Raw genomic sequence first — 23,921 nt, 5'->3', positions numbered from 1 at the left:
TAGGAGAAAAATATGGCATTTGAAAGTTTAACCGAACGTTTACAGAACGTCTTTAAAAATCTTCGTAAGAAAGGAAAAATCTCTGAAGCGGATGTCCAAGAAGCAACCAAAGAAATTCGTCTAGCCCTCTTAGAGGCCGACGTTGCCCTTCCTGTTGTAAAAGACTTTATCAAACGCGTCCGCGAGCGGGCCGTAGGGCATGAGGTCATTGAAACCCTCAACCCTGCCCAACAAATCGTGAAGATTGTCGATGAAGAATTGACAGCCATTTTGGGTTCTGAGACAGCAGACATTATCAAGTCGCCTAAGATTCCAACTATTATCATGATGGTCGGTCTTCAGGGGGCTGGTAAAACAACCTTTGCTGGGAAATTGGCTAACAAATTAGTCAAAGAAGAAAATGCACGTCCTTTGATGATTGCGGCCGATATCTATCGTCCAGCTGCCATTGATCAGTTGAAGACTCTTGGTCAACAGATCAATGTCCCTGTCTTCTCACTCGGTACAGAAGTCCCTGCAGTTGAGATCGTTCGTCAAGGTTTGGAGCAAGCAAGAGCCAACCACAATGACTATGTCTTGATCGATACGGCTGGTCGTCTGCAAATCGATGAAAAACTCATGGGCGAGTTGCGCGATGTCAAAGCTCTTGCCGAGCCAAATGAAATCCTCTTGGTTGTGGATGCCATGATCGGTCAAGAAGCAGCCAATGTGGCGCGTGAGTTTAACGAACAACTCGAAGTGACCGGGGTCATCTTGACCAAGATTGATGGGGATACCCGTGGTGGTGCAGCCCTTTCTGTCCGTCAGATTACTGGGAAGCCAATCAAATTCACTGGTACTGGTGAAAAAATCACTGATATCGAAACCTTCCACCCAGACCGCATGTCTGGCCGGATCCTCGGTATGGGGGATATGCTGACGCTGATCGAGAAGGCTTCTCAAGAATACGATGAGAAACGCTCCATTGAACTCGCTGAGAAGATGCGGGAAAATACCTTTGATTTCAACGACTTTATCGACCAGTTAGACCAAGTTCAAAACATGGGACCAATGGAAGATCTACTCAAGATGCTTCCAGGTATGGCCAACAATCCAGCCATGAAGAACCTTAAGGTAGATGAACGAGAAATTGCTCGGAAACGCGCCATTGTATCTTCTATGACCCCAGCTGAACGCGAAAATCCAGATTTGTTAAACCCTAGCCGTCGTCGTCGGATTGCTGCTGGTTCAGGAAACAGCTTTGTCGAAGTGAATAAATTCATCAAGGACTTTAACCAAGCCAAGCAGATGATGCAAGGTGTCCTCTCTGGTGATATGAACAAGATGATGAAACAAATGGGGCTTAATCCAAATAATATGCCGAAGAATATGCCAGGTGGCATGCCTGATATGTCTGCCCTCGAAGGGATGATGGGTCAAGGCGGGATGCCTGACTTATCAGCTCTTGGCGGAGGCGCTGGGATGCCTGACATGAGCCAAATGTTCGGTGGTGGTCTCAAAGGAAAAGCCGGCGAGTTCATGATGAAACGGGCGATGAACAAGATGGCCAAACAAATGCGCAAGAATAAGAAAAAACGGAAATAATTATTTCTAATAAGGGCCTGGAACACACTGTTCTGGGTTCTTTTAGAAACTACTACTAGAGGAAACATGTTAAAAAAACTATTTCAACAACTCATTCGTTTCTTTGTAAGACTCTTTTCTTCCCACAGCAAGCCCTTTGAATTCCCAAAAGGGTCGAAGAAACCACCGATCAGACCGATCATCTTTGTACCTGGTAGTTCAGCCAGTATCCAGCGTTTCAATGGAACCATCCGCATGCTCCATCGCTTTTCCAGAAAAAAACAGAGTCTCTTAAAAATAAAAGTCAATAAAGATGATTCTATAGAGATGGAGGGAAGACTGAATACAAAAGAGCCGAATCCGATGATTGTGATTGGCTTTGAGAATAATCGAGATGGTTACAGCAATATCAAGCAGCAAATCGAATCCCTTAAGATCGCTCTTACCTATCTTCTTGATCACTATTATTTTACAGAGTTCAAGGCAGTCGGGCACTCCAATGGTGGTCTAGTTTTGACTGGTTTATTGGAAAGTGGCTTTTTAGAAAAGAAAAAGCTGACCGTAAGGAAGCTCGCTATTATTGGTAGTCCTTACCAATTCAACCAAGAGATGTATGATGATTTTCAAACATGGAAGCATCGCCTAGGAAAAGAAGTAGAGGTCCTTAACTTTGTTGGTAGCTTTTCTGGAACATCAGATGGCATCGTCCCTCTTTCTAGTGCAAAAGCAGCACAATCAATTTTTGAGAAACAAGCCTATACAGAAGTAAATTTAAAAGGACGCAAGGCTCATCATTCAGCTTTACCCACTAATCCAGATCTAGTGAAACAATTAAGTCTATTTTTGAATCTATAAGTAAATTACATAATTTCGGTTATGTAATTTTCATTTGTCTCTTGCAATCCTTAAGTAAATATGGTACATTTTTGGTAGCGATTACATATACCTAAGGAGGGTTTTATGAAAGATCCTAAATTACTAGAATTAATGAAAGATTACAGGGGACGGGATGAAGTGCCCGCAGACTTTGATACCTTTTGGGATCAAACCCTAGAAAAGATTACTGAACTGCCTAAATACAAGCTCGAAGAGCAAAATTTCAGCATTCCAAATGTTGTTTGTTATGAATTAAGCTTTAAAGGAACACGAGATGGTCTTGTTTATGCACGGGTTGTTTTCCCAAAAACAGATCAAAAGATTCCAGTTATTTTCCATTTTCATGGTTATATGGGCCGTTGTTGGGATTGGACAGACATGCTGGCTTATACAGTAGCTGGCTATGGAGTTGTGTCTATGGACGTAAGAGGTCAATCAGGCTATTCAACAGACGGAGATCGATCACCACTTGGAAATACTGTAAAAGGACAGATTATCCGCGGAGCTGTGGAAGGTCCAGATGAGCTATTTTATAAGGATGTCTACTTAGATCTTTACCAGTTAATTGAAATTGTAGCTAGCTTTCCTCAAGTTGACGACAGCAAACTAGCCAGCTATGGAGCCTCTCAAGGTGGTGCCCTGGCCCTGGTAGCTGCCGGATTGAATCCCCGAATCCAACAAATAGTAGCCATTTATCCATTCTTATCGGATTTCAGACGTGTATTAGAGATTGGAAACACCAGTGAAGCCTATGACGAGCTTTTCCGTTATTTCAAATTCCATGATCCGTTCCATGAAACGGAAGACCAAATCATGGAGACCTTAGCCTATATTGATGTGAAAAATTTTGCCCATCGCATTAAAGGACAGGTTCACATGATTACAGGATTAGATGATGATGTCTGTTATCCTGTGACACAGTTTGCCATTTATAATCGATTAGAAGGTCCAAAAGAGCATTTAATCATGCCAGAATATGCCCATGAAGCTATGAATGTCCAAGTCAATGATCGTGTATACAATTGGCTCTGTGGTAGCAAGATTTCCTTTCGATATGTAGAAAAATAAGATACAGAAGAAAAACAATCAGTAGATCCGTGAGATTTGCTGATTGTTTTGTTAAAAAAGGTATACAGTAAAACCATAAGTTTATGTACAATTGACTTAACATGAGCTAAACAATTGATACAACTGAATTAGAAGCATAAAGTACATTCTTTAAGAAGTGTACTTTATTTTTGTTTTGTACATTATTCTGGAGTGGTATTTTGTATGTTTTCTAGTACTTAATATCCTCTAATCTGAGAAATTAATTTGTACATTATTTTCAATGATAATCAATGTATAATAAAAAATTTAAAGTTCAAATTCTGAAACTACTTTCACATATAAATAATTGAATATAAATTGCTGTAGACCTATAATAAAGATAGGGATAATAAGAATTCTTCCTAGAAAGGAGTATACTGTATCTTAAGGGTCAGTATTATTAATAAATCATGAAAAAAATAATTATTATTATCTTGTTAATCTTCTTAATCCTTTCTATTATTGCAATTTATACATACTACATGTTCTAAAAAATAAATAAAGAGATATTTTTGACACATGTAATATAATCAAATTGTCGAATAAACAGCTCAAGGATACACTAAATCCCTAGAAGACAACAGTCCTTTAGGGATTTTTTACGTCGGTTTTTGATTAAAGTGTATTTTGGAGCTGAAAATGGTTTATCCTAAAACTAAAACAGTCCTATATAAACCCTATAACATCTTTCCGAAAAACTATAATTTTCTTGAAAAATATATCTGGCTATGCTATACTACTAGTATAGAAAGATTTGGAGAAAAACATGAAACGCGAGATCTTATTAGAACGGATTGATAAACTCAAACAAGTCATGCCTTGGTACGTATTGGAATATTACCAATCAAAACTGGCCGTTCCATACAGTTTTACGACCTTGTACGAATACTTAAAGGAATACGATCGATTTTTCACCTGGGTTTTGGAATCTGGTATATCGGATGCTGATACCATGGCCGAGATCCCTTTAGATGTTCTGGAGCACATGACCAAGAAAGACATGGAATCCTTTATTCTTTACTTACGTGAACGTCCTCTGCTCAATGCCAATACGACAAAAAACGGGGTTTCCCAAACAACGATTAACCGCACCCTTTCTGCACTGTCTAGTCTCTATAAGTATTTGACTGAGGAAGTTGAAAACGAGCAAGGGGAACCGTATTTCTACCGCAATGTCATGAAGAAGGTTGCTACCAAGAAAAAGAAAGAAACCTTGGCTGCTCGAGCTGAAAATATCAAGCAAAAACTCTTTTTAGGGGATGAAACAGAAGGTTTTCTTAACTATATCGACCAGGAGTACCCTCAAACACTCTCAAATCGCGCCTTATCCTCCTTTAATAAGAATAAAGAGCGAGATTTAGCCATTATCGCACTCCTTCTTGCCTCTGGTGTCCGTTTATCTGAGGCAGTCAACTTGGACCTTCGTGACCTTAATCTTAAGATGATGGTCATTGACGTCACTCGAAAAGGTGGAAAACGAGACTCTGTTAATGTTGCTGCCTTTGCTAAGCCTTATCTGGAGCAATATCTTGCAATTCGAGACAAACGTTACAAGACAGAAAAAACTGATACAGCCCTATTCTTAACCTTGTATCGAGGTGTTCCAAACCGGATTGATGCTTCTAGTGTTGAAAAGATGGTGGCCAAGTATTCTGAAGACTTCAAAGTCCGAGTGACGCCCCATAAACTACGCCATACATTAGCAACGCGTCTCTATGATGCAACCAAATCACAGGTTTTGGTCAGCCACCAGCTGGGACATGCTAGCACCCAAGTTACAGACTTGTATACGCATATTGTTAATGATGAACAGAAAAATGCCTTGGATAGTTTATAAGATTACATAACGGAAATTATGTAACAGCTATTCTATTAGAAAAAGAGCGTAAGATTTTTTTATGGAATCTTACGCTCTTTTATACTTTCTATAAAAATTCGATCCAATAATTACGGTGTGGCTCAATAATGACTGGTTTTCCCCAGAATGATTTTAGATAGGCCAAGTTTGCAGGGGTGACGGGTCTTTTCTCACCATTGAACTTCTCTGCACTCTCTTCCGTTAGAAAGCATTTAACTGCGTCATATGGTGTACCATCGCTCGCTATTCGATCAATTCCTAAATACGCAATTTCATCACCTGCTTTTGGAAAATCTGTAAATAGTTTACCAATAAAATAAACCGTCTTATCTTTCATTAATTCATAAGCCTTACTATTTTCCAGTCTGTTATTCGCTGCAGCGTACATAATACAAAAACTATCTACAATATCTTTCAAAGGCATTAATTCTTCTTTGCTGACTATAATTTCGTCGGGAGCAAGTCCGCCAAGGATTAAATTTTTATAATGAGGTTGCTGGATGATATTATCTAAAGCCATTCCTAATGGTAGTTGGACAGCTTGATAACCTAATGGCTCTAGCTCTTGCTTTTTCTGGTCAAGGTGTTCTTGTGTAATACTGATATTCAAATCATATGGACTTGAAGGTTGTTGCTTGCTAAAAAAAGCCACTACTATACGATCTAATTGTTCAAATAGACCAAGATTTTCAACTGGAATTTTCATCATCGAATATGATCCCCTTTTTTGTTCAGATTTCCTCTATATTCTACTCTCATTATTTTTGAATATCAAGAAAAGAGGCCGTGTCATGAACTAACTTTCGTTTTACGACTATATTTTCTCACCAGGCATAATTTTTCTCACCGCATGTAACCATGGCTGCTAATAACTCCTCTGGTGTCAGTTTCTTCAAGCCTCCATAGGTTGGATCCTGTACATGTGTATCGGGGTCTAGATAATAGATTGCTGAGATGTCCTTTCCATCTGCTGTCAATTCATAGCCTACTCCAATCACATTATGTTCCCCACTTTTTCCAGGATAGATTTGTGCCACATTGAAGGTGTAATAGAGAGGATAGCCATCATCAATATCTTTGCGCACGCGTTCTTTAAAGATTCGGATATCTTCAGAATCTGGACGAGCGTCTGTTACAGTAGCTAGTCGATAACCTGCTTGGTTTCCACTTGGTTCTGGATAGCCAAATAGATTCTGATTCAAGACGCGAATCGCATCTCGATTATGAGTCCCATAGGGATTATAAGTCCCCATTTCCTTAGCCAATTGATGTTGAGAGACGCTAACCCCTCGACTAGCCAGCATCATATGGACTGTCGCAGGAGCACAGAAATACCATTCTTCTTGAAGTTTTAAAGAAATAGGCAATAGTTTTCGGATTCCTTGATTCTCTTTGGTCGATGTTTCTTGTTTGATTGATTGAGAAGGTTGCGTAGCCTCTTGCAATGAAGCTTGTTTCTGGTTTAAGGATGGTAAAGTTTCCTGACTACCGGCTTCCGTATTGCCTTCCTTAATTTTCAATCGCTCTGCTACCTCTGCTGGCATTGGTGGATTGGGTTCCGTACGCTCCTTTGTTTCTACACTAACTGTTGTTGATAAAGAGGGTGTGACCTTACGAGAGCTGGAAGGACTTGTTTTACTTTCTTTTGGTGTCTCTTTACAGCCAGATAAACCAAGCAAAGTCAGAAGTACAAGGAATAAATGAACTTTTTTCATGATTTTTCTCCTTTCTACCATTCTTGATAGCGCATCACGGAGTTTTCATTTCGATAGATTTCACCTTTTGGAATCTCACTATCCTTCTTTTTGAATTGAATCCATAAAATTCCTTTATCTGATAGCAAAATGGGGCCATGATCATATAAATAATGAATCTGATGCTTTAAATCCCACAAATAATACTGTGATTTAACTCGCTCCTCACTTCTTCTTTCTCCCATATAGGTGAGATAAATATTGCGATATATGGAGGTTTCTGCCTGCGAAGTAGAAAATATCTTCTTATGGTTTTTATTTTCAAAGGTAAATGAAGCATCTTTATTATTTGCAACCAAGTAAAGGAGATTGTGCCCATTCGTCAATAAATCGACATAATAGCATTGATCATCCTTTGTTTGATCTATAACCTTTTTCTGCCCATCACTTAAGGAGTAGGCTACAATTTTTGTGGTTAAAGCTGTGTTATCAATTTGTACATAATACAAGTAATCTTTAAAGACATTCGGAAAACTGCTATTTTCTGATTCAATCGTCTGATGAGACCCTGTTTCAAGGTCAAATTCTTCAATTTGATATAGGCTATCGCCTACTTCATAATTTATAAAGAGTTTCTGGTTGGATCGAGCTACTTGAGTAACTGGAACCGTTCCAATAGGTCTCCTATCGATCAGTGTCGTTAAAGATGCGTCTTTTATCTTCCAAAGATAGTAAATCCCTGTCTGATTGAGTTGATCATACTCTTCAAAAATAACAATATCATGGTCTACATAGCTAACAGCTACATGAGTCAGATTAGATGTCTTTTCAACATCTTTTATCTTTTGAAACTCCTTGGTATGTATATTCATACTGGCAAGATAATTCTGATCTTCGTGTCCTTGGTCAACAGCCTCGCCATAAGCAATCCCATCATTTGACAGCGCGGTAGGTGTAAAGATTTTCCCATCTGGATAAGGAATAGAAATAGAATTTTTTAATAAATCTTCTGCCTTTCTTTCCTCGAATCCTATTTTCCTAGACACATTGGTACTACCGGAAGGAGATTTTTTTTGTGGTCCTACAAGAGTGCAGGCTGATAAGAGTATGATAATCCCAATGATGATAAAACTTAAAAATTTTTGTTTGACATGATCTTTTTTCTTCATCAGCCTATACCTCATGAATAGCTAGCTATAAAAGATAATGTAGAAAATCAAACTATTCTTCAGCCATGGACTAGTTGAGCTTTACCACTTCGTCAGCTTTTTCCCAAATTACTGGATTATGGGTTGCAATAATGATTATACGCTCTTGACTCTTTAACATTAAGAGCAAGTCCATCACCTCTTGTGAGGTTTCTGGATCCAGTGCTGCAGTTAGTTCATCTGCCAAAATTAAAGGTGGATCTTTTAAAATAACTTTAGCTAATGCGACACGTTGCGCCTCTCCCCCAGATAATTCATAAATCTTTTGATCCAGAGCAAGGTAAGCCAATCCTACTTTCTTGAGCACTTCTTCTTCTTGCTGTTTCTTCTCTTTTTTCGTTAATTTTTGCCCAATCAAACCCAGATCTAAATTTGTAGCGATAGTCTCGTTTTCAAGTAGGCCAAAGTTTTGAAAGAGATAGCCTAATTCATGCTTAAAAAAGTGATGCTGTTTGATCTGTTTCAGTTCTTGCCCTTTATAGCTTATACTCCCTTTTTCATAAGGCTCTATCTTCGCCAAGATATTAAGCAAGGTTGTTTTACCACACCCACTATTTCCGATCAGAGCATAGACCTTACCTTCTGTAAATTGCAAGCTCAAATCTTGAAAGACCGTTCGTTGGCCAAATGATTTGGTTAAATGTTCTATGCTAATCATATTAGGCTCCTTTCAGTACAGTGGCTAACAAGTGGTCTTCTTTATGAGACCGGTACAGGAGAATGAACCAAGCATTAGTAATAAATAGAAAGAGAGTGACAAGAGCAATCCACCATTCTTGAGTGAGAAGGAATACCAAGAGGCTTCCTAATAGCAAGAGGCTACTTTCTGAGAGCAAAATCATTTGGTGAATGTTTACAAATCCCAGACCTGCAATCTTCTTCAAGAAGATTTGTTTTCTAAACTCTTCAAAATATAGGAAATTCATAGTGTTAAAAAGAAGAACAGAGGTTGCTATACCAAAGACTCCTCCTGCAATCGCCATGAGATTTTCTATTTGTATTTTTTGGGCCATTTGCTGGTAAACGTCCACTGCATAGTCGTACTGACTAACACTTTTTTCAAGATTATACTCAGCGATTAGCTTCTTACTATTCTGAAGCCCATTAAAATAAAGGTAGGAATCAAGGTGGGTGAAATATGGATTCTCATAGCCTCCAAAACTTTCAGGTTGAATAACCACTAAAACCGGATCGGTAAAGAATTGCTTATAGCTAATTGGTGTGTTGTTGTAGATAAAGCGTTTTTGATGATTCGGAATATACGTTACCTGCGCCTTCATTGATAAGGTGATATTTCCTTGATCATCTCGAGGAGATAGATAATCTTCATATCGTTTGATCATCTCCTCTTCTCGACCTTTTAATTTTTCCGGAAGTAAGAGTCCAAATTCTCCAGCTTGCAAGTGATTCAAGCGCTCTTTTTCCTCAGGGGAAACTGAGATCCTTTGGATATCAAGATAATTTGGAGTGACATACAGGCTATTGGCAAGAGGATCGTAATCTGTGATTGAAAACTCTTTACCTGTACTAGGATCCGTCATAACTCCTTTTGAACTAAAAGATACGAGATTATGATAAGCTAAAAGACCACCATTTTCAATACCAGACTCGATGAGCTTAGACCATTTTGCTCTGTCCTCAATTTGCGTCTCTTTGTTTGTTTTCTGTGAAAAATCCTCCCGACTTGTACTAATTTGGACCCAATTCGACTGTTTTAACCAAGCCTCACTTCCCTCTTGGTGAGTTTGCCAGACTGATCCATAAATACTGATTCGATGAATCGCAAGGCCAATTAATGCCACAGCGAGAAATTGACAAATAAAGAGGAAAACCAATATGCGCTTCAATGGAACCTTCCCTTTTAAAAGGGGGACTAAATGAATCGTTTGAATACTATATGCAAAGAGGAAAGATAAGAAAACAGACAAAATTAGTAAAATCCCATTGTAAATAATACTACTGAAAATGACGATGGAATAGGAAAAAGGTGTCAATTGAAAACAATAAATCAGAACAGCACCCATTATACTTGCGCCAATACATCCCAAAAGCAACTCTATACTATCATCTTTTAGAGAATGTCCGAAAACTTGCAAGCGTCTCATTCCTGAAATATATCGAATCCCAGCACTTCTCATTTCAAGTGTTTTTTGTATAATCGTCAAAGAGCTAAAACTAATGATAAAAATAACCAAGGCAAGTGATTGTGAACCTGAGCCAAAAAAGGCAATAAGGGTCTGCAGAGGATTCGGTTTCTCAATAAAAGTTTGTGAGAAACCAAGAGTATGAAGAGTTTGATCCAGCTTTTCAGTTTCCAAATCACCTGTTAATATATAATAATTCTTTAGCAGGCTTTCTTTGGCAGCCAGTTCTTTCTTCTCTCTTTTAATCCCAAGAGGAAGTTTTCCCTCTCCGTAGATTTCATAGGTGAAAACAACCTGCCCCTTAGAGTCTGTTCTTTGTATCTGACGGGCAATTATACTATGATTTTCCCTTGCCAAGCGGTCTAAACTGGAAGATAACTCTTCATATGTGACGCTCTTTTCTTGTTTCACCACACCTACTACCGGAAGACTGCGGTGGATAACCGTATTTGGAGAAATAAAGGCAATCCAAATCAAAAAGCTAGAGATGAAAAGGTTTGATAAAATAATAAAGACACGTTTCATATCATCACACTTTCTAAAGCAGAAAAGGAAAGTAATACCTAGCTAGTCAATTAATTTCGTTGTTTAATAATTACTGAGTTTTACAAATTACAGTTACATTCTTTGTAAGCGAATACACTTTTCCACCTTTACTATACTACAAAATCCTTAGTAAAACAATAATTTTTATGTGAAACTAGTTTCAAAAAAAGAGGCTGGGACAAAAGTCCTAGCCTCTCAATTGTCTTTGGATTGTCGAGCAAGACGCAGTGGTTGACTGGGCTCTACTACGCTGATTTCGTCAGCTTTTACAGCCCTACTCAACTGTGCGGAGGTGGGACGACGAAATCGAATTCTAACGAATTTCCGATTTCTGTCCCACTCTCTTATGACTTTATTCCACCACTGCTTCAGCAATTTCTTCTGCAGTGATTCCTGCGAAGTAACGACCTAGGTTAATGGTTTGTAGGGCTTTAAGAACGTCTTCGCGTTCGTATTTGACACCACGAAGGACATCTTCTACTGCCGCTACGTCTTCGATACCAAAGAAGTCACCGTAAATCTTGATATCTTGAATTTTTGATTCAATGACGTTAGCGAAGATTTCAACCTTACCGCTAGGGAATTTAGTGCCACGACGGACATTGTATTCAGGAGACTTTCCATAGTTCCAATCCCAGGTACCAAACTTGGTTTCCTTGATACGATTGATTTCAGCCAATTCTTCATCCGAGAAGACATATTCTGTCATCTCAGGGTATTCTTTCTTCATGTAGTCCAAAAGTAGGTCCCGGAACTCTTCAACCGTGATTTTTTCTGGCAACTCATCGATAATATTAGTTACTCGAGCACGGACTGATTTAACCCCTTTTGATTCAAACTTATCTTTAGAAACTTTAAGTGCGTTAGCTAGGACTGACAAATCCACGTCAAAGAGAAGACAACCATGGTGCATGATCCGGCCATTGATATAGGCTTGGGCATTGCCACAGAATTTCTTACCGTCGATTTCTAAGTCGTTACGGCCTGTAAATTCAGCTTTAACACCAAGTTCAGCCAAAGTATTGATAACCGGAGTAGAGAAGCTCTTGAAGTCAAAGGCCTTGTTTTCATCTTCTTTTGAAATGATGGTATAGTTAAGGTTGTTCAAATCATGGTAAACAGCTCCACCACCACTGATTCGACGGACTACTTCAATTCCATTTTCACGAACATAGTCACGGTTAATTTCCTCGATGGTATTTTGGTGACGTCCTACAATAATAGATGGTTTGTTAATCCAAAGAAGGAAGATTTGATCCTCGTCCAAAAGGTGTTTAAAAGCATATTCCTCTAAAGCAATATTAAAAGCAGTGTCGTTTGAATGATTGATAATGTATTTCATAGTAATTCCAAAAAATTCGTTTTATAAATCCTACTCATAGCAGGATGAGCATTAGACAGAAATAGTTGAATTTCACTTAATTTTCTGAAGTAGTAAAAAGAAATGTAACGAGTTATCGTTACATTTCTCGGAAAAATTGAGACAAGAGGCTCAATTTTTAGGCATGGAACTCTAATAGAGGTCGCTGCCGTCCGTACTACTTTAAGAAAATCAATTGAAAGGATAATATTATTTTTTCTTAGGTGAATGGATGGCCATTCCAAGTACATCCGCAAAGGCTTCGTACATCACTTCTGAGAAGGTTGGGTGCCCATGGATGGTCTTGAGCATTTCTTCTACAGTGATTTCCATCTCAATGATAGTTGAAGCTTCGTTGATCAATTCAGCTGCTGCTGGACCAATGATGTGAACCCCAAGAACTTCACCATATTTCTTGTCTGCAATGACCTTAACAAAACCTTGAGCCGCATCTGATGCAATGGCACGTCCGTTTGCGGCAAAATTGAATTTACCGATTTGGACATCATATTTCTCACGAGCTTGTTCTTCTGTCAAACCAACAGCCGCAACTTCTGGAAGTGTGTAGATAGCTGCAGGAGTTAAGTTCAATTTGGCAACAGCGTGATTTCCTTTAAGGGCATTTTCAGCAGCAACTTCACCCATACGGAAGGCAGCGTGAGCCAACATCTTCGTACCGTTGATATCACCTGGTGCGTAGATACCTGGAACAGATGTTTCCATGTATTCATTGACCTTGATACGACCACGATCCAATTCAAACTCCACTTCACCGATTCCTTCAAGATCTGGAACACGACCGATTGAAAGAAGAGCTTTATTTGCAATGATATCGTCTTTTCCTTCAACCTTGATACGGAGTTTGCCATCTTCTTCAATGATTTCTTGCAGTTTAGTATCTGTCAAGATAGTCATACCTTTGCGTTCAAGGATCAAGCGAAGGTTCTTAGATACTTCCGCATCCATTGCTGGGACAATGCGATCCATCATTTCGATGACCGTAACCTTAGAACCAAAGGTCATGAAGGCTTGACCAAGTTCGATACCGACAACCCCACCACCAATGATCACAAGGCTTTCTGGGACTTCATTCATATCCAAGATGTCATCACTGGTCATTACAAGGGATGATTCCATGCCAGGAACGTTAATCTTGCTGACTTTTGAACCACCAGCAAGGATAATCTTCTTAGTTTCAAGTAACTCAGAACCATTAACCAAAACATTCTTATCTTTCGTAATGGTACCGATACCCTTATGAACATCAACTCCGTAGCTACGAAGAAGTCCTGCAACACCACCAACCAAAGTATTTACAACCTTGTTCTTGGTTTCAAGAACCTTGTCCATATCTACTGTGAAGCTAGGATTATCAATGATGATCCCACGGTTTGCCGCATGACCGATATTTTCAATGATTTCAGCGTTGTGTAGGTAAGTCTTAGTTGGGATACATCCGCGGTTCAAGCAAGTTCCACCAAGTTCAGATTTCTCAACAAGAGCAACCTTACCACCTAATTGAGCTGCTTTAATGGCAGCAACATAACCAGCAGGTCCACCACCAATAACAACGATATCATAAGCATCATCGCTCTTATTGTCATCATTTGAAGCACTTGCTGCAGCTGGCGCTGGACTTGCTTCTGGAGTAGCTGCTCCAGCTGTTGGAATGTTCTCCCCTTCTTCACCAAGGTAACCAATCACTTCTGTTACAGGAACAGTCTCGCCGTCCCCTTTTAAGATAGCAATCAAGTAGCCATCTTCTTCAGCTTCCAATTCCATGCTGACTTTATCTGTCATGATTTCAAGGAGAATTTCTCCTTCTTTTACAAATTCGCCGACTTTTTTATTCCACTGAACGATTTGTCCTTCGGTCATATCTACGCCGGCTTTTGGCATAATTACTTCTAAGGCCATTTTATTTCCCTCTTTTTCTTGTTTCTATTCTCTCTCGTTGATTAGACCAACATTGAAATCGGGTCTTCAATCAAGGCTTTCAAGTCTTTCATGAATTTGGCACCAGCCATACCATCGACAACGCGGTGGTCAATGGTCAAGCCCAAGCTCATGATTGGACGAATGACGATTTCACCATTAACTACAACTGGTTTTTCAACAGTTGCGCTAACCCCAAGAATGGCAGAGTTTGGTTGGTTGATAATCGGTCCAAAAGATTGAACACCAAACATTCCCAAGTTACTGATAGTAAAGGTTGAATTTTGCAATTCGCTTGGGGCTAATTTACCGTCCAAGGTACGTCCGATAACGTCCTTGAAGGCTACCACCAACTCTGATAAAGTCATCTTTTCTGCGTTATAGACAACCGGTGTCATCAGTCCATTGTCCATCCCAACCGCCATAGCCAAGTTGACATAGTTGTGAGTGATGATGGTTTTGCCATCTTCCGTCAATGACGCATTGATGTATGGATGTTTCATCAAGGTCTTAACAACCGCAAGAGAAAGCAAATCTGTTACAGTGACTTTCTTGCCAGTTGCTTCCATGATTGGATCCAATACCTTCTTACGAAGGGCCAACATTTGAGACATATCGACGTCATAGTTCAATGTAAAGGTTGGTGCTGTCAAATAAGATTCCACCATCCGTTGAGCAATCACCTTACGCATTGGTGTCATCGGAATTCGCTCGATCTCACCATAAGGTGTTACATTATCAGGAGCCTCTTCTACCTTCTCAATTTGGGCAGGTGACTTAATGGTATCCTTCTCAATATTCTCAGGAAGGAAAGCAAGGACATCCTTCTTCATGATCTTACCACGATGACCAGTTCCTTGGATTTCTTGCCAAGCAATATTGTGTTCTAAAGCAATTCGTTTTGCAAGTGGTGAAATGCGAACCACATTTGTGTCTTTATATGTTTCCACGTCTTCTTTGTGGACACGACCGTTTGCGCCTGAACCAGAAACATCATAGAGGTTGATCCCAAGATCATCCGCTAATTTTCTAGCCGCAGGAGTCGCTCTTAGCTTATCATCAGCCATGACCTCTCCTATTCTATTTATGATGCAAAGGGCGTTTAAAAGCGACCGAAAAATAGGAAATCAACGCAGACTTCGATGAAGTCAAGGAGATTTATCTTTTTTCCGAGCTTTTAGCCCGTGCTCTAATCTAAGATATCAAGGACGAAGAGGACAAAGAAAAAATAGGAGATTGACGATGTGTTCGATGAACACAAGGAAATCTATCTTTTTTTCACAGGCCTCCGTCCGGATTCATTTACAAGATACTAAGGGCGTCAAAAGTCAAAGTGAAAATAGGAAACTTGACGAAGAAACTTTAGTTTCTAGGAAAGTTTATCTTTTTCACACAGACTTTAGCCCCGAGTTCAATTTTATGATGCAAAGGGCGTTTAAAAGCGACCGAAAAATAGGAAATCAACTCAGACTTCGATGAAGTCAAGGAGATTTATCTTTTTTCCAAGCTTTTAGCCCGTGCTCTAATCTAAGATATCAAGGACGCAGAGAACTTTGCATCTTAAAGATACAAAGTTTCTTCGTCTGATTCAATAAATGCTACATAATTTAAATTATGTCTTATTCTTTATTATACGTTTTACGAATGGCATCTTTGATGCTTTCAACTGTTGGAATCATTGCATTTTCAAGGTTTTGTGCGTAAGGCATTGGCACATCTTCACCCGCACAACGACGGATGGGTGCATCCAAGTAATCAAATGCTTCTGATTCAGAAATGATAGCTGAGATTTCACCGATATAACCACTTGTTTTATGGGCGTCATTGACAAGGACGACTTTTCCTGTTTTCTTAACAGAATTAATAATAATCTCTTTATCAAGTGGAACCAAGGTACGTGGGTCTACTACTTCTACTGAAATGCCTTCTTCAGCTAATTCTTCAGCTGCTTGCATAACACGACGAAGCATTTTCCCGTAAGTTACGACAGTGACATCAGTACCCTCACGTTTGATTTCTCCGACACCAAGTGGAATGGTATAGTCGGGATCAACAGGCACTTCCCCTTTTTGGTTGAATTCTGATTTGTACTCAAGAATGATAACGGGGTTGTTATCACGGATAGATGACTTGAGAAGTCCCTTCATATCCGCTGGAGTTCCTGGAGCAACAACTTTCAAACCAGGAATATGGGTGAACCATGATTCCAAGGATTGGGAGTGTTGAGCTGCAGAACCAACTCCGTTACCAGCAGCACAGCGAACGGTCATCGGTACTTGCCCTTTTCCGCCAAACATGTAGCGCGTCTTCGCAGCTTGGTTAACGATAGCATCCATGGCAATCACTGAGAAATCCATGAAGGTCATATCAACGATTGGACGAAGTCCAGTCATGGCTGCACCAGCTGCTGCACCTGAGATCGCAGCCTCAGAAATCGGACAATCACGAACACGTTCTGGACCAAATTCCTCTAGCATCCCTACAGAAGTTCCAAAGTCTCCACCGAAAACTCCGACATCTTCCCCCATCAACAATACATTTTCGTCGCGACGCATTTCCTCAGACATAGCAAGGATAATGGTATCGCGGAATGACATTAATTTTGTTTCCATAATTCTCTACTCCCCCTTAGTCTGCGTAAATATCTTCGAAAGCTGATTCGAGTGGAGGGAATGGGCTTTCTTCCGCAAATTTCACTGAAGCTTCAACGGCTTCTTTCACTTCTTCTTGAATCTGATCCAATTCTTCTGCGCTCGCAATTTCATTTTCAAGGAGATACTTGCGAAGATTTTCAATCGGATCTTTCTTCTTCCACTCTTCGACTTCTTCACGAGTCCGGTATTTACCAGGGTCAGATGAAGAGTGACCAAGCCAACGATAGGTGACACTTTCGATCAAGACAGGACCTTTACCGGAGCGGACGTGTTCAACAGCTTTTTGGAATCCTTCATAGACATCAATGACGTTGTTACCATCAGGAATAAACATTCCTGGAATGCCGTAAGCAGCACTACGCTCATGAATGTGCTCCACATTTGTCATTTTCTTGATGTCAGCAGAGATTCCATAACCATTATTGATACAGTAGAAAATAACTGGAAGATTCCAGATGGAAGCCATATTGACCGCTTCGTGGAAGACACCTTCATTGGTTGCGCCGTCCCCAAAGAAGCAGACAACAATCTTTCCAGTCTTATGCATTTGTTGGGTAAGAGCTGCACCTACGGCAATCCCCATACCACCACCGACGATACCGTTGGCACCGAGGTTCCCGGCATCAAGGTCGGCGATGTGCATAGAGCCACCCTTTCCTTTACAAGTACCGGTATACTTACCAAGGATTTCAGCCATCATTCCATTCAGGTCGATTCCTTTTGCAATGGCTTGTCCGTGACCACGGTGGTTAGAGGTCAGCAAATCGTCATCATTTAAAGCCAGCATCGCTCCAACATTTGCTGCTTCTTCCCCTACAGAAAAGTGCGTCATTCCTGGCACTTTCCCTTTTTTTACTAACTGTGCAATTTTTAAGTCCATGCGACGGATTTCTTCCATTTTACGGAACATATCCAATAAGAGACTTTTGTCTAATGTTGCCATTCTTTCGCCTTTCTAAGCAATTATTCATTCATTTTCATTCTAGCCAAAAATGAAAACACTGTCAAAAATAATGCTCAATTTTCTTCACAAACTAATCTTCATAAGTTCTTGATATAAATGGTTTTTACAACTGTTATATAAAAGATTCACAAAGTTTTATATTGAAATATTCTTGATGATTTGGGAATAAAAAACCGATAGGAAAGACCTATCGGCACAATTTTATTCAGCGCGTTGACCAAAGTCCTGAATCATTTGTTCTAATTCTTCACGACTTGGTGTTGTTAACATGTAAAGGTAATCACCTTGGAGTTCCGCAAAGGCTGCAGGCATCTCCTTCTTCACTCGGAATTGATGCTGGTATTTGGCCAAAACTTCTTCCTCAGAAAGGGCATAGGCCGCATTAGCACGACGCGAAGTTGCCAAGCAATACAAAGGCTCAAATTCAGAAGCTGGGAAAGGTTCTCCAGCTACGAGAGCTGCATAGCCACGGTACAAGTCAATAGAGTGTGCATAATTGTAGACATCAATGGTAAAGCCACCTGCTGGACGATTATTGTACTCGATTGCAATATAGTCATCCCCATCACGGAAGAACTCAATGTGGAAGAAACGTTCCTTCATGCCAAAGGCTTTCACAATCGCTTCCCCATACTGACGCAATTTTGGATCCATCTCTTTGAGGACATAATAAGAATTGTCCATTTTGTAGAGCATCAGGTCAAGTGGTGTATAAGCATAGTCAAAAGTCGTCGAGAAGACAATATTGCCGTCGCGGTCCACCAATCCATCAAAGGTACAAATCTCACTAGAGGTTACGAATTTCTCAAAGAAGTACTCTGTATATCCATCCCATTCTGCTTTAAAATGATCGACATCTTCTGGCGTCTCAAGTTTAAAGGTCGCTGCTGCTCCCACTCCATTATCTGGCTTAGCAATCAAAGGTAGACCAATTTTCTTCACAGCCTTATCAATATCTTTTTCTGCTTTAACCACAGCACCAGGTACGACAGGAACTCCTGCTTTTTTGAAGAGTTTCTTCATTTCTGATTTAAACTTAGTTTTCTTCAGATCTTTTGGCTTGGCACCAAAGACATTGAATTGCTCGCGTAGAGCTGCATCCAATTCTAACCAGTATTCATTATGGGACTCAATGCGATCAATTGGCCCATGTTTGTAGAAAAGAAAAGCTACTGCGCGTTTGACTTCGTCCAGATTTTCCAAATTCTCAACACGGAAATACTCTGTCAAACTATTGCGCAATGGTTCGTCTAACTGTTCATAAGGTTCTTGACCAATCCCCAAGACAGTGATACCTTTATTAGCAAGCTCAATGGTGAATTGTTGGAAATTTTGTGGATAATAAGGTGAAATAACAAGATAATTCATAGAGGTCTCCTCCCTTTTGACTTATAGATACATTTGTCCTAGGAAATAGGGCATTTGTTTGCGCCACCATTCCCAATCGTGGGCTACATCATGGCCCCATTCAGCAAACCAAGCAGGGATGTTTTTGTGGTCAAAGGCTTCTTTCAGTTTGTAGAAAGATGGTAGACCATCTTGTTCCCAAGCTCCAAGACCGGTACAAACGACAATTTCCGCCTGACGGTAACGGTCGATAAACCAGCCATCATTTTGATGCCAAATGTAATCAGATGGAGAGTTTTGGTAAATCGCTTCATCCCCACCAAACTCACCAACAAAGAAACGAGCATCATAGACACCACTCAAAGCTATAACTTTGTTGAAAACATCTGGATGTTGCAAGAAGAAATTAAGGGCATGGTAGGCTCCCATAGAGCAACCGGTTGTCATCATTGGGTCAAACCAACCCGTTTTGTGCTTAATGAAAGGAATGGCTTCTTCAATCACGTAGCGTTCATAGGCACGATGCATTTCTGCACGGTCGTGAGGGTTTTTCCAATTACAAAGCCAGCTTTCACTATCGACACTTGAAAGGGTGAAAAATTGAACCCGACCTTCTTCGATAAACTGAGCACAGGCATCAATCATACCAAAGTCGTAGTACTCATTATGGCTTCCACCTGATGAAGCGAAGACCACTACAGGAATCCCTGCATGTCCATAACGGTTTAGATACATTTCGCGGTTAAGTTGGCCACTCCAGTGGCTAAGATGTTCTATATTCATAGGTTCCCTCTTTCTTTATGATAAAAATTTAAAAGCTTCTAGTCCCACTTCTCTGCTAAGAAACGAAGACATTCCGGTAAATGCTCTGCCCAGGCTTCTTCATGGTGGATAGCCCCAGATTGAATTCGAATGGCGATATTTTCTAAAGCTACTCCTTGTTGAATAATGTCATGATAATACCGAAGAGATGAGTCAATATAGGCTTGCTTGATATTCCCCGCCATCAGCGTTTTATCTGTATCATCAGCCTCTTCAGTCCCCACATAGATGTAAATGCGTTGATCTGCGTATAATTTTTTACGCTCGATATAGCGGTCAAAAGCCTCTTGGTGCAACCAGTTGGCAGAGGAGAAGACTCCCAGACAACCGATTTGATCTTGGTATTCTAGGCCCAAAAATTGGGTAATATTTCCACCAAGCGAAGAGCCAATCATGGCTGTATGTTCTCGATCAGCAAGCGTTCGATATTCTTGATCAATGAAAGGTTTGACCACTTCCATAACAAACTCTCCGTACTCAATACCCTTGCCACCAAATTGCATCCCAGGAATATTGGACTCCTTATACTTCCAAGCAGAGTATTCGTTCATCCGCTGTAAGCCATCATTATCAATGGCAACGACAATCATCCGACTAATGTCAGGATTCCGCTTAATGGCTGGAATGACTTTCCAAGAGTGACCTACATAGGCTTCCTTGCTATAGAAGACATTTTGCCCATCATGAAAATAAACTACGGGGTAGCGCCGATCAGTATCTGTTTCATAATTCTTAGGTAATAAGACTCGCACACGACGGAGTTTTCCGGTATAAGGCACTTTCAACTCGTGTGTCTTCATCTCTAAATAAAAATAGGATTTATTCATTGTCAGAAAACTCTCTATATTCTAAATTTTTATTCATTATACCATTTTTATAAGAAAAAGTCTGGACTTGTCCTAACTTTTTGCTATTTTCTATAGTTTTTCCATAAAGCTTGCTAAATCTTCTAAGGAACGTTGGGCAATCTTTTCATAGCGCTCCTTCTTATCACGAATGCGTGGACCTTCCAGCTCCTTGATAATCCCAAAGTTGACATTCATGGGTTGGAAATGCTTGCTATCAGCATGGGTGATATAGTGAGCCAAGCTTCCGATAGCTGTTGTTTCAGGGAATACAGCTGCTTCTTCACCTTTAAAGAGGCGAGCTGCATTGATCCCAGCCACCAAACCTGAAGCAGCTGACTCGACATAGCCTTCCACCCCTGTCATTTGCCCTGCAAAGAAGAGGTTAGCTTTTTTCTTAGAGCGATAGGTCTGTTCAAGCAAGTTTGGTGAATCCATATAAGAATTGCGGTGCATGACTCCATATCTTACAAACTCAGCATTTTCCAAACCAGGGATCATTTGGAAGACCCGTTTTTGCTCGCCCCACTTGAGATGCGTTTGGAAACCGACGATATTGTAGAGACTTCCAGCCGCATTGTCTTGGCGAAGCTGAACCACCGCGTAAGGTGTCTTGAACTCCCCATCACGAGGTCCTTTGTAATCATCCGGATACTCGAGGCCAACTGGCTTCATAGGACCATATAGCATAGTTTTAATCCCTCGTTTAGCCATGACTTCAATTGGCATACAGCCTTCGAAATACTTTTCTTTTTCAAAAGAGTTAAGAGGAGCTTCTTCTGCATTGACCAAAGCCTCATGGAAAACCATAAACTCTTGTTTGGTCATAGGGCAGTTGAGATAAGCTGCTTCTCCTTTGTCATAGCGTGACTTGAGATAAACCTTGTCCATATCGACAGTATTAACATCGATGATTGGTGCAGCTGCATCATAAAAATAGAAGCCATCGCCTCCGTTAAGCTCATGAATCTTTTCAGCTAAAGCATCACTAGTTAGAGGACCAGTTGCAACAACGGTAATGGCATCCGTTGGCAATTCTGTGATTTCATCACGAATCACTTCGATGAGAGGGTGTTGGGATACCTTCTCAGTTATCCGATTAGCAAAGCCTTCGCGGTCCACTGCTAGAGCTCCACCAGCTGGTACTCGAGTCGCTTCAGCTGCTTCAAGGATGACAGAACCCAAGCGACGCATTTCTTCTTTGAGGAGACCGACAGCATTGGTCAGAGAATCTCCTCGAAGAGAGTTCGAACAAACTAACTCAGCAAAATTGTCTGTTTTGTGTTGTGGAGTGGATTTGACCCCACGCATTTCATAGAGCTTCACTGGGATTCCCTGTTGGGCAATCTGGTAAGCCGCCTCCGAGCCAGCAAGGCCTGCACCGATAACATTGATATAAGATTGAGACATGACACTAATACCTCTTTGGGTGGAACCTAAGTCCATATTAAAACAACCAACTGGACTGTTTGACACCCACAAATCTTTCTAAATTCATACTTGGTCCATTATACCAAAAAGACAAGTAAAAAGACAGGAAGGCTCCTCCTCTCCTGTCTAGACTTTAGTCTGTTATTTGTTTTCTTATAGACATAACCAAGCAGCAAAGAGGGCAGATAGGATACTAAATAAGGACCCAATCAAATAATACTCCGCAAAGGCTGGATTCTCCGAAATCTTATTGTAGCGAGCGATAGATTTAGCTGTAAAGACAAGGCCGATAGAAGCAAATTGGCCATACAGGAGACAGGCTCCAATAACCAAACGCTCTAAAAAGCCAATCATGGAACCTGCTCCGGCAATCGTATCCATCTTCTTTTTCATGTTTGGTTGGTACTTGGCAAAAAGAATTTTAAAAACAATATTGGTTGGTTTCCCAACTAGGAGAACATAAAAGATTAGCTTTAAACTGTCCATAGGCAGATAGCTAGTGCCATTTTTTGCTCCCAAAAGGACTAGGAAACTAATGATACCAACATGCAAGACTTGATCCAACGCAAAAGTCCAAGAGGTTTTCAGCTTTAACTTCTTTTGAAGCCATGGCTTACCATAATCTATTCCTGCATGGCTTAGCAAAATAAGCGAGCAAATCCACCACAAATCCAGATGAACAAGCACCACAACAAAAAGAGGTAGCGCCACATAGAGAATATGACGTCCTAATACCTTTATATCCTTATCCTTGCGATCCGCCATCTTTTGGCTTTGAAAATAATAATCCGATAACAAATGACAAATCAACAAGAGAATCAAATACGAATTCGTTACGATATTAGACAATCCTGTCATGACCATCTCCTTTTGCTAAAGCTTGGATGCTAGCAAGGCCAGCTTCTCTCCCACGTAAATATACGCGAATACTACTACTCTTCAAACGTTTAGACAATGCACTTGGGTTGATAGTGAGTGATTGTGCCAAGTCTTGCTGGCTAAAATTTTCACTATATACAAATCTCTTAAGAAGATCTTGTAGAATTTCTTCCTGACTGCCACGCCAACCCGAACGAATGGCTTCTCCAGAAGCGATGAGCGCATTTACAAAAAAGTCATGCTTCTCATTCCCACTGGAAAAATAGATTTGGGTATTACCATAATCATTTTTCTGATGAACCATATTGATGGCTGCGCGTGCATTCCAATAAGCTGGACCATCTGCTCCAATACTTATCAAGGGATTAATAGCAGTTACAATCTCTCCAAGGCCAATACCAAAACGAAGCTGGGTAGGACTAATTTCCGAACGTAAGGTATCAATGATATGAAAAATAGGAGCATCCACTTTTAAAAGCGCCTGAAACTCATCCCCCAAGGTTAAGGTAAAACACGATGCCAAGTAATCTGCAAATAACTCATTCATCTTCTGAAGCGTTTTTTCTAACTGTTTTTGCAGGTCAAAACGTTCTTGAACTATTTTGGAATCAATAACATCTGCAATCAGAGCAAGATACATAAGCCTCACCTCCATATGTCTATTATAACAGAAAAAACAAAAAATGTCTATTATAACAGACATTTA

The 23,921-nt window shown here is 40.2% G+C and carries 20 protein-coding genes; 4 read left to right on the top strand and 16 right to left on the bottom strand.

Going from position 1 to position 23,921, the window contains the following annotated elements:
* Nucleotides 1-12: 12 nt before the first annotated feature.
* The 4 genes from ffh to xerS all read left to right on the top strand — a co-directional run bounded on the left by ffh (nt 13) and on the right by xerS (nt 5,365).
* Nucleotides 13-1,584, top strand: coding sequence for a signal recognition particle protein (gene ffh / locus E5S68_RS02725; protein WP_006596361.1), 1,572 nt, complete (start codon nt 13-15; stop codon nt 1,582-1,584).
* Nucleotides 1,585-1,650: 66 nt separating this feature from the next.
* Nucleotides 1,651-2,418: an alpha/beta hydrolase gene (locus E5S68_RS02720; RefSeq protein WP_135782247.1), complete on the top strand. Its 768-nt coding sequence runs from the start codon at nt 1,651-1,653 to the stop codon at nt 2,416-2,418.
* A 105-nt stretch (nt 2,419-2,523) separates the two neighbouring features.
* Nucleotides 2,524-3,507 carry an acetylxylan esterase gene (locus E5S68_RS02715; protein WP_135782246.1) on the top strand — a complete coding sequence of 328 codons (984 nt, stop codon included), beginning with the start codon at nt 2,524-2,526 and terminating at the stop codon, nt 3,505-3,507.
* A 787-nt stretch (nt 3,508-4,294) separates the two neighbouring features.
* Nucleotides 4,295-5,365 carry a tyrosine recombinase XerS gene (xerS, locus tag E5S68_RS02710; protein WP_003001539.1) on the top strand — a complete coding sequence of 357 codons (1,071 nt, stop codon included), beginning with the start codon at nt 4,295-4,297 and terminating at the stop codon, nt 5,363-5,365.
* An 88-nt stretch (nt 5,366-5,453) separates the two neighbouring features.
* Here xerS and E5S68_RS02705 read toward each other — a convergent pair whose 3' ends face one another.
* From E5S68_RS02705 to E5S68_RS02625, 16 genes are all read right to left on the bottom strand, one after another.
* Entirely contained in the window at nt 5,454-6,095 is a 642-nt protein-coding gene (locus E5S68_RS02705; RefSeq protein ID WP_135782245.1) for a hypothetical protein, read from the bottom strand.
* A gap of 115 nt (nt 6,096-6,210) precedes the next feature.
* Nucleotides 6,211-7,101, bottom strand: coding sequence for a C39 family peptidase (locus E5S68_RS02700; RefSeq protein WP_135782244.1), 891 nt, complete (start codon nt 7,099-7,101; stop codon nt 6,211-6,213).
* A gap of 14 nt (nt 7,102-7,115) precedes the next feature.
* Entirely contained in the window at nt 7,116-8,249 is a 1,134-nt protein-coding gene (locus E5S68_RS02695) for a hypothetical protein (protein WP_135782243.1), read from the bottom strand.
* A gap of 70 nt (nt 8,250-8,319) precedes the next feature.
* On the bottom strand, nt 8,320-8,946 hold the full coding sequence (locus E5S68_RS02690; RefSeq protein ID WP_135782242.1) for a putative bacteriocin export ABC transporter: 627 nt from the start codon (nt 8,944-8,946) through the stop codon (nt 8,320-8,322).
* A gap of 1 nt (nt 8,947) precedes the next feature.
* Nucleotides 8,948-10,957 (bottom strand): DUF1430 domain-containing protein, encoded by a 2,010-nt coding sequence (locus tag E5S68_RS02685; RefSeq protein ID WP_135782241.1) that lies wholly within the window; start codon nt 10,955-10,957, stop codon nt 8,948-8,950.
* A 373-nt stretch (nt 10,958-11,330) separates the two neighbouring features.
* Nucleotides 11,331-12,320 (bottom strand): lipoate--protein ligase, encoded by a 990-nt coding sequence (lplA, locus tag E5S68_RS02675; RefSeq protein ID WP_006596373.1) that lies wholly within the window; start codon nt 12,318-12,320, stop codon nt 11,331-11,333.
* 228 nt (nt 12,321-12,548) lie between these two features.
* Nucleotides 12,549-14,255, bottom strand: coding sequence for a dihydrolipoyl dehydrogenase (gene lpdA, locus E5S68_RS02670; RefSeq protein ID WP_135782240.1), 1,707 nt, complete (start codon nt 14,253-14,255; stop codon nt 12,549-12,551).
* A 41-nt stretch (nt 14,256-14,296) separates the two neighbouring features.
* On the bottom strand, nt 14,297-15,340 hold the full coding sequence (locus E5S68_RS02665; protein WP_023918161.1) for a dihydrolipoamide acetyltransferase: 1,044 nt from the start codon (nt 15,338-15,340) through the stop codon (nt 14,297-14,299).
* Between the two features lie 552 nt (nt 15,341-15,892).
* The gene (locus E5S68_RS02660) at nt 15,893-16,885 is read right to left on the bottom strand and encodes an alpha-ketoacid dehydrogenase subunit beta (protein WP_023026810.1); all 993 of its coding nucleotides are present in this window, start codon (nt 16,883-16,885) and stop codon (nt 15,893-15,895) included.
* Nucleotides 16,886-16,901: 16 nt separating this feature from the next.
* Complete coding sequence (locus E5S68_RS02655; RefSeq protein WP_006596377.1) at nt 16,902-17,870, bottom strand: thiamine pyrophosphate-dependent dehydrogenase E1 component subunit alpha; 969 nt, start codon at nt 17,868-17,870, stop codon at nt 16,902-16,904.
* Between the two features lie 222 nt (nt 17,871-18,092).
* Entirely contained in the window at nt 18,093-19,259 is a 1,167-nt protein-coding gene (locus tag E5S68_RS02650; protein WP_135782239.1) for an ATP-grasp domain-containing protein, read from the bottom strand.
* Between the two features lie 21 nt (nt 19,260-19,280).
* Nucleotides 19,281-20,021 (bottom strand): esterase family protein, encoded by a 741-nt coding sequence (locus E5S68_RS02645; protein ID WP_135782238.1) that lies wholly within the window; start codon nt 20,019-20,021, stop codon nt 19,281-19,283.
* A 38-nt stretch (nt 20,022-20,059) separates the two neighbouring features.
* Nucleotides 20,060-20,887: an alpha/beta hydrolase gene (locus tag E5S68_RS02640; protein ID WP_135782237.1), complete on the bottom strand. Its 828-nt coding sequence runs from the start codon at nt 20,885-20,887 to the stop codon at nt 20,060-20,062.
* Nucleotides 20,888-20,977: 90 nt separating this feature from the next.
* Nucleotides 20,978-22,315: a methylenetetrahydrofolate--tRNA-(uracil(54)-C(5))-methyltransferase (FADH(2)-oxidizing) TrmFO gene (gene trmFO / locus E5S68_RS02635; RefSeq protein ID WP_167470822.1), complete on the bottom strand. Its 1,338-nt coding sequence runs from the start codon at nt 22,313-22,315 to the stop codon at nt 20,978-20,980.
* A gap of 174 nt (nt 22,316-22,489) precedes the next feature.
* Nucleotides 22,490-23,194 (bottom strand): DUF3307 domain-containing protein, encoded by a 705-nt coding sequence (locus tag E5S68_RS02630; protein WP_135782236.1) that lies wholly within the window; start codon nt 23,192-23,194, stop codon nt 22,490-22,492.
* Nucleotides 23,178-23,855 (bottom strand): SatD family protein, encoded by a 678-nt coding sequence (locus tag E5S68_RS02625; protein ID WP_135782235.1) that lies wholly within the window; start codon nt 23,853-23,855, stop codon nt 23,178-23,180. Before E5S68_RS02625 ends, E5S68_RS02630 begins: the two co-directional genes overlap by 17 nt.
* Nucleotides 23,856-23,921 lie beyond the last annotated feature (66 nt).

It is taken from the genome of Streptococcus rubneri (genome assembly GCF_004785935.1).
In the GTDB taxonomy this organism is placed as follows: Bacteria; Bacillota; Bacilli; order Lactobacillales; family Streptococcaceae; genus Streptococcus; species Streptococcus rubneri.
The sequence above is the reverse complement of the archived record's forward strand: the minus strand, read 5'-3'. Positions and strand labels throughout refer to the sequence as shown.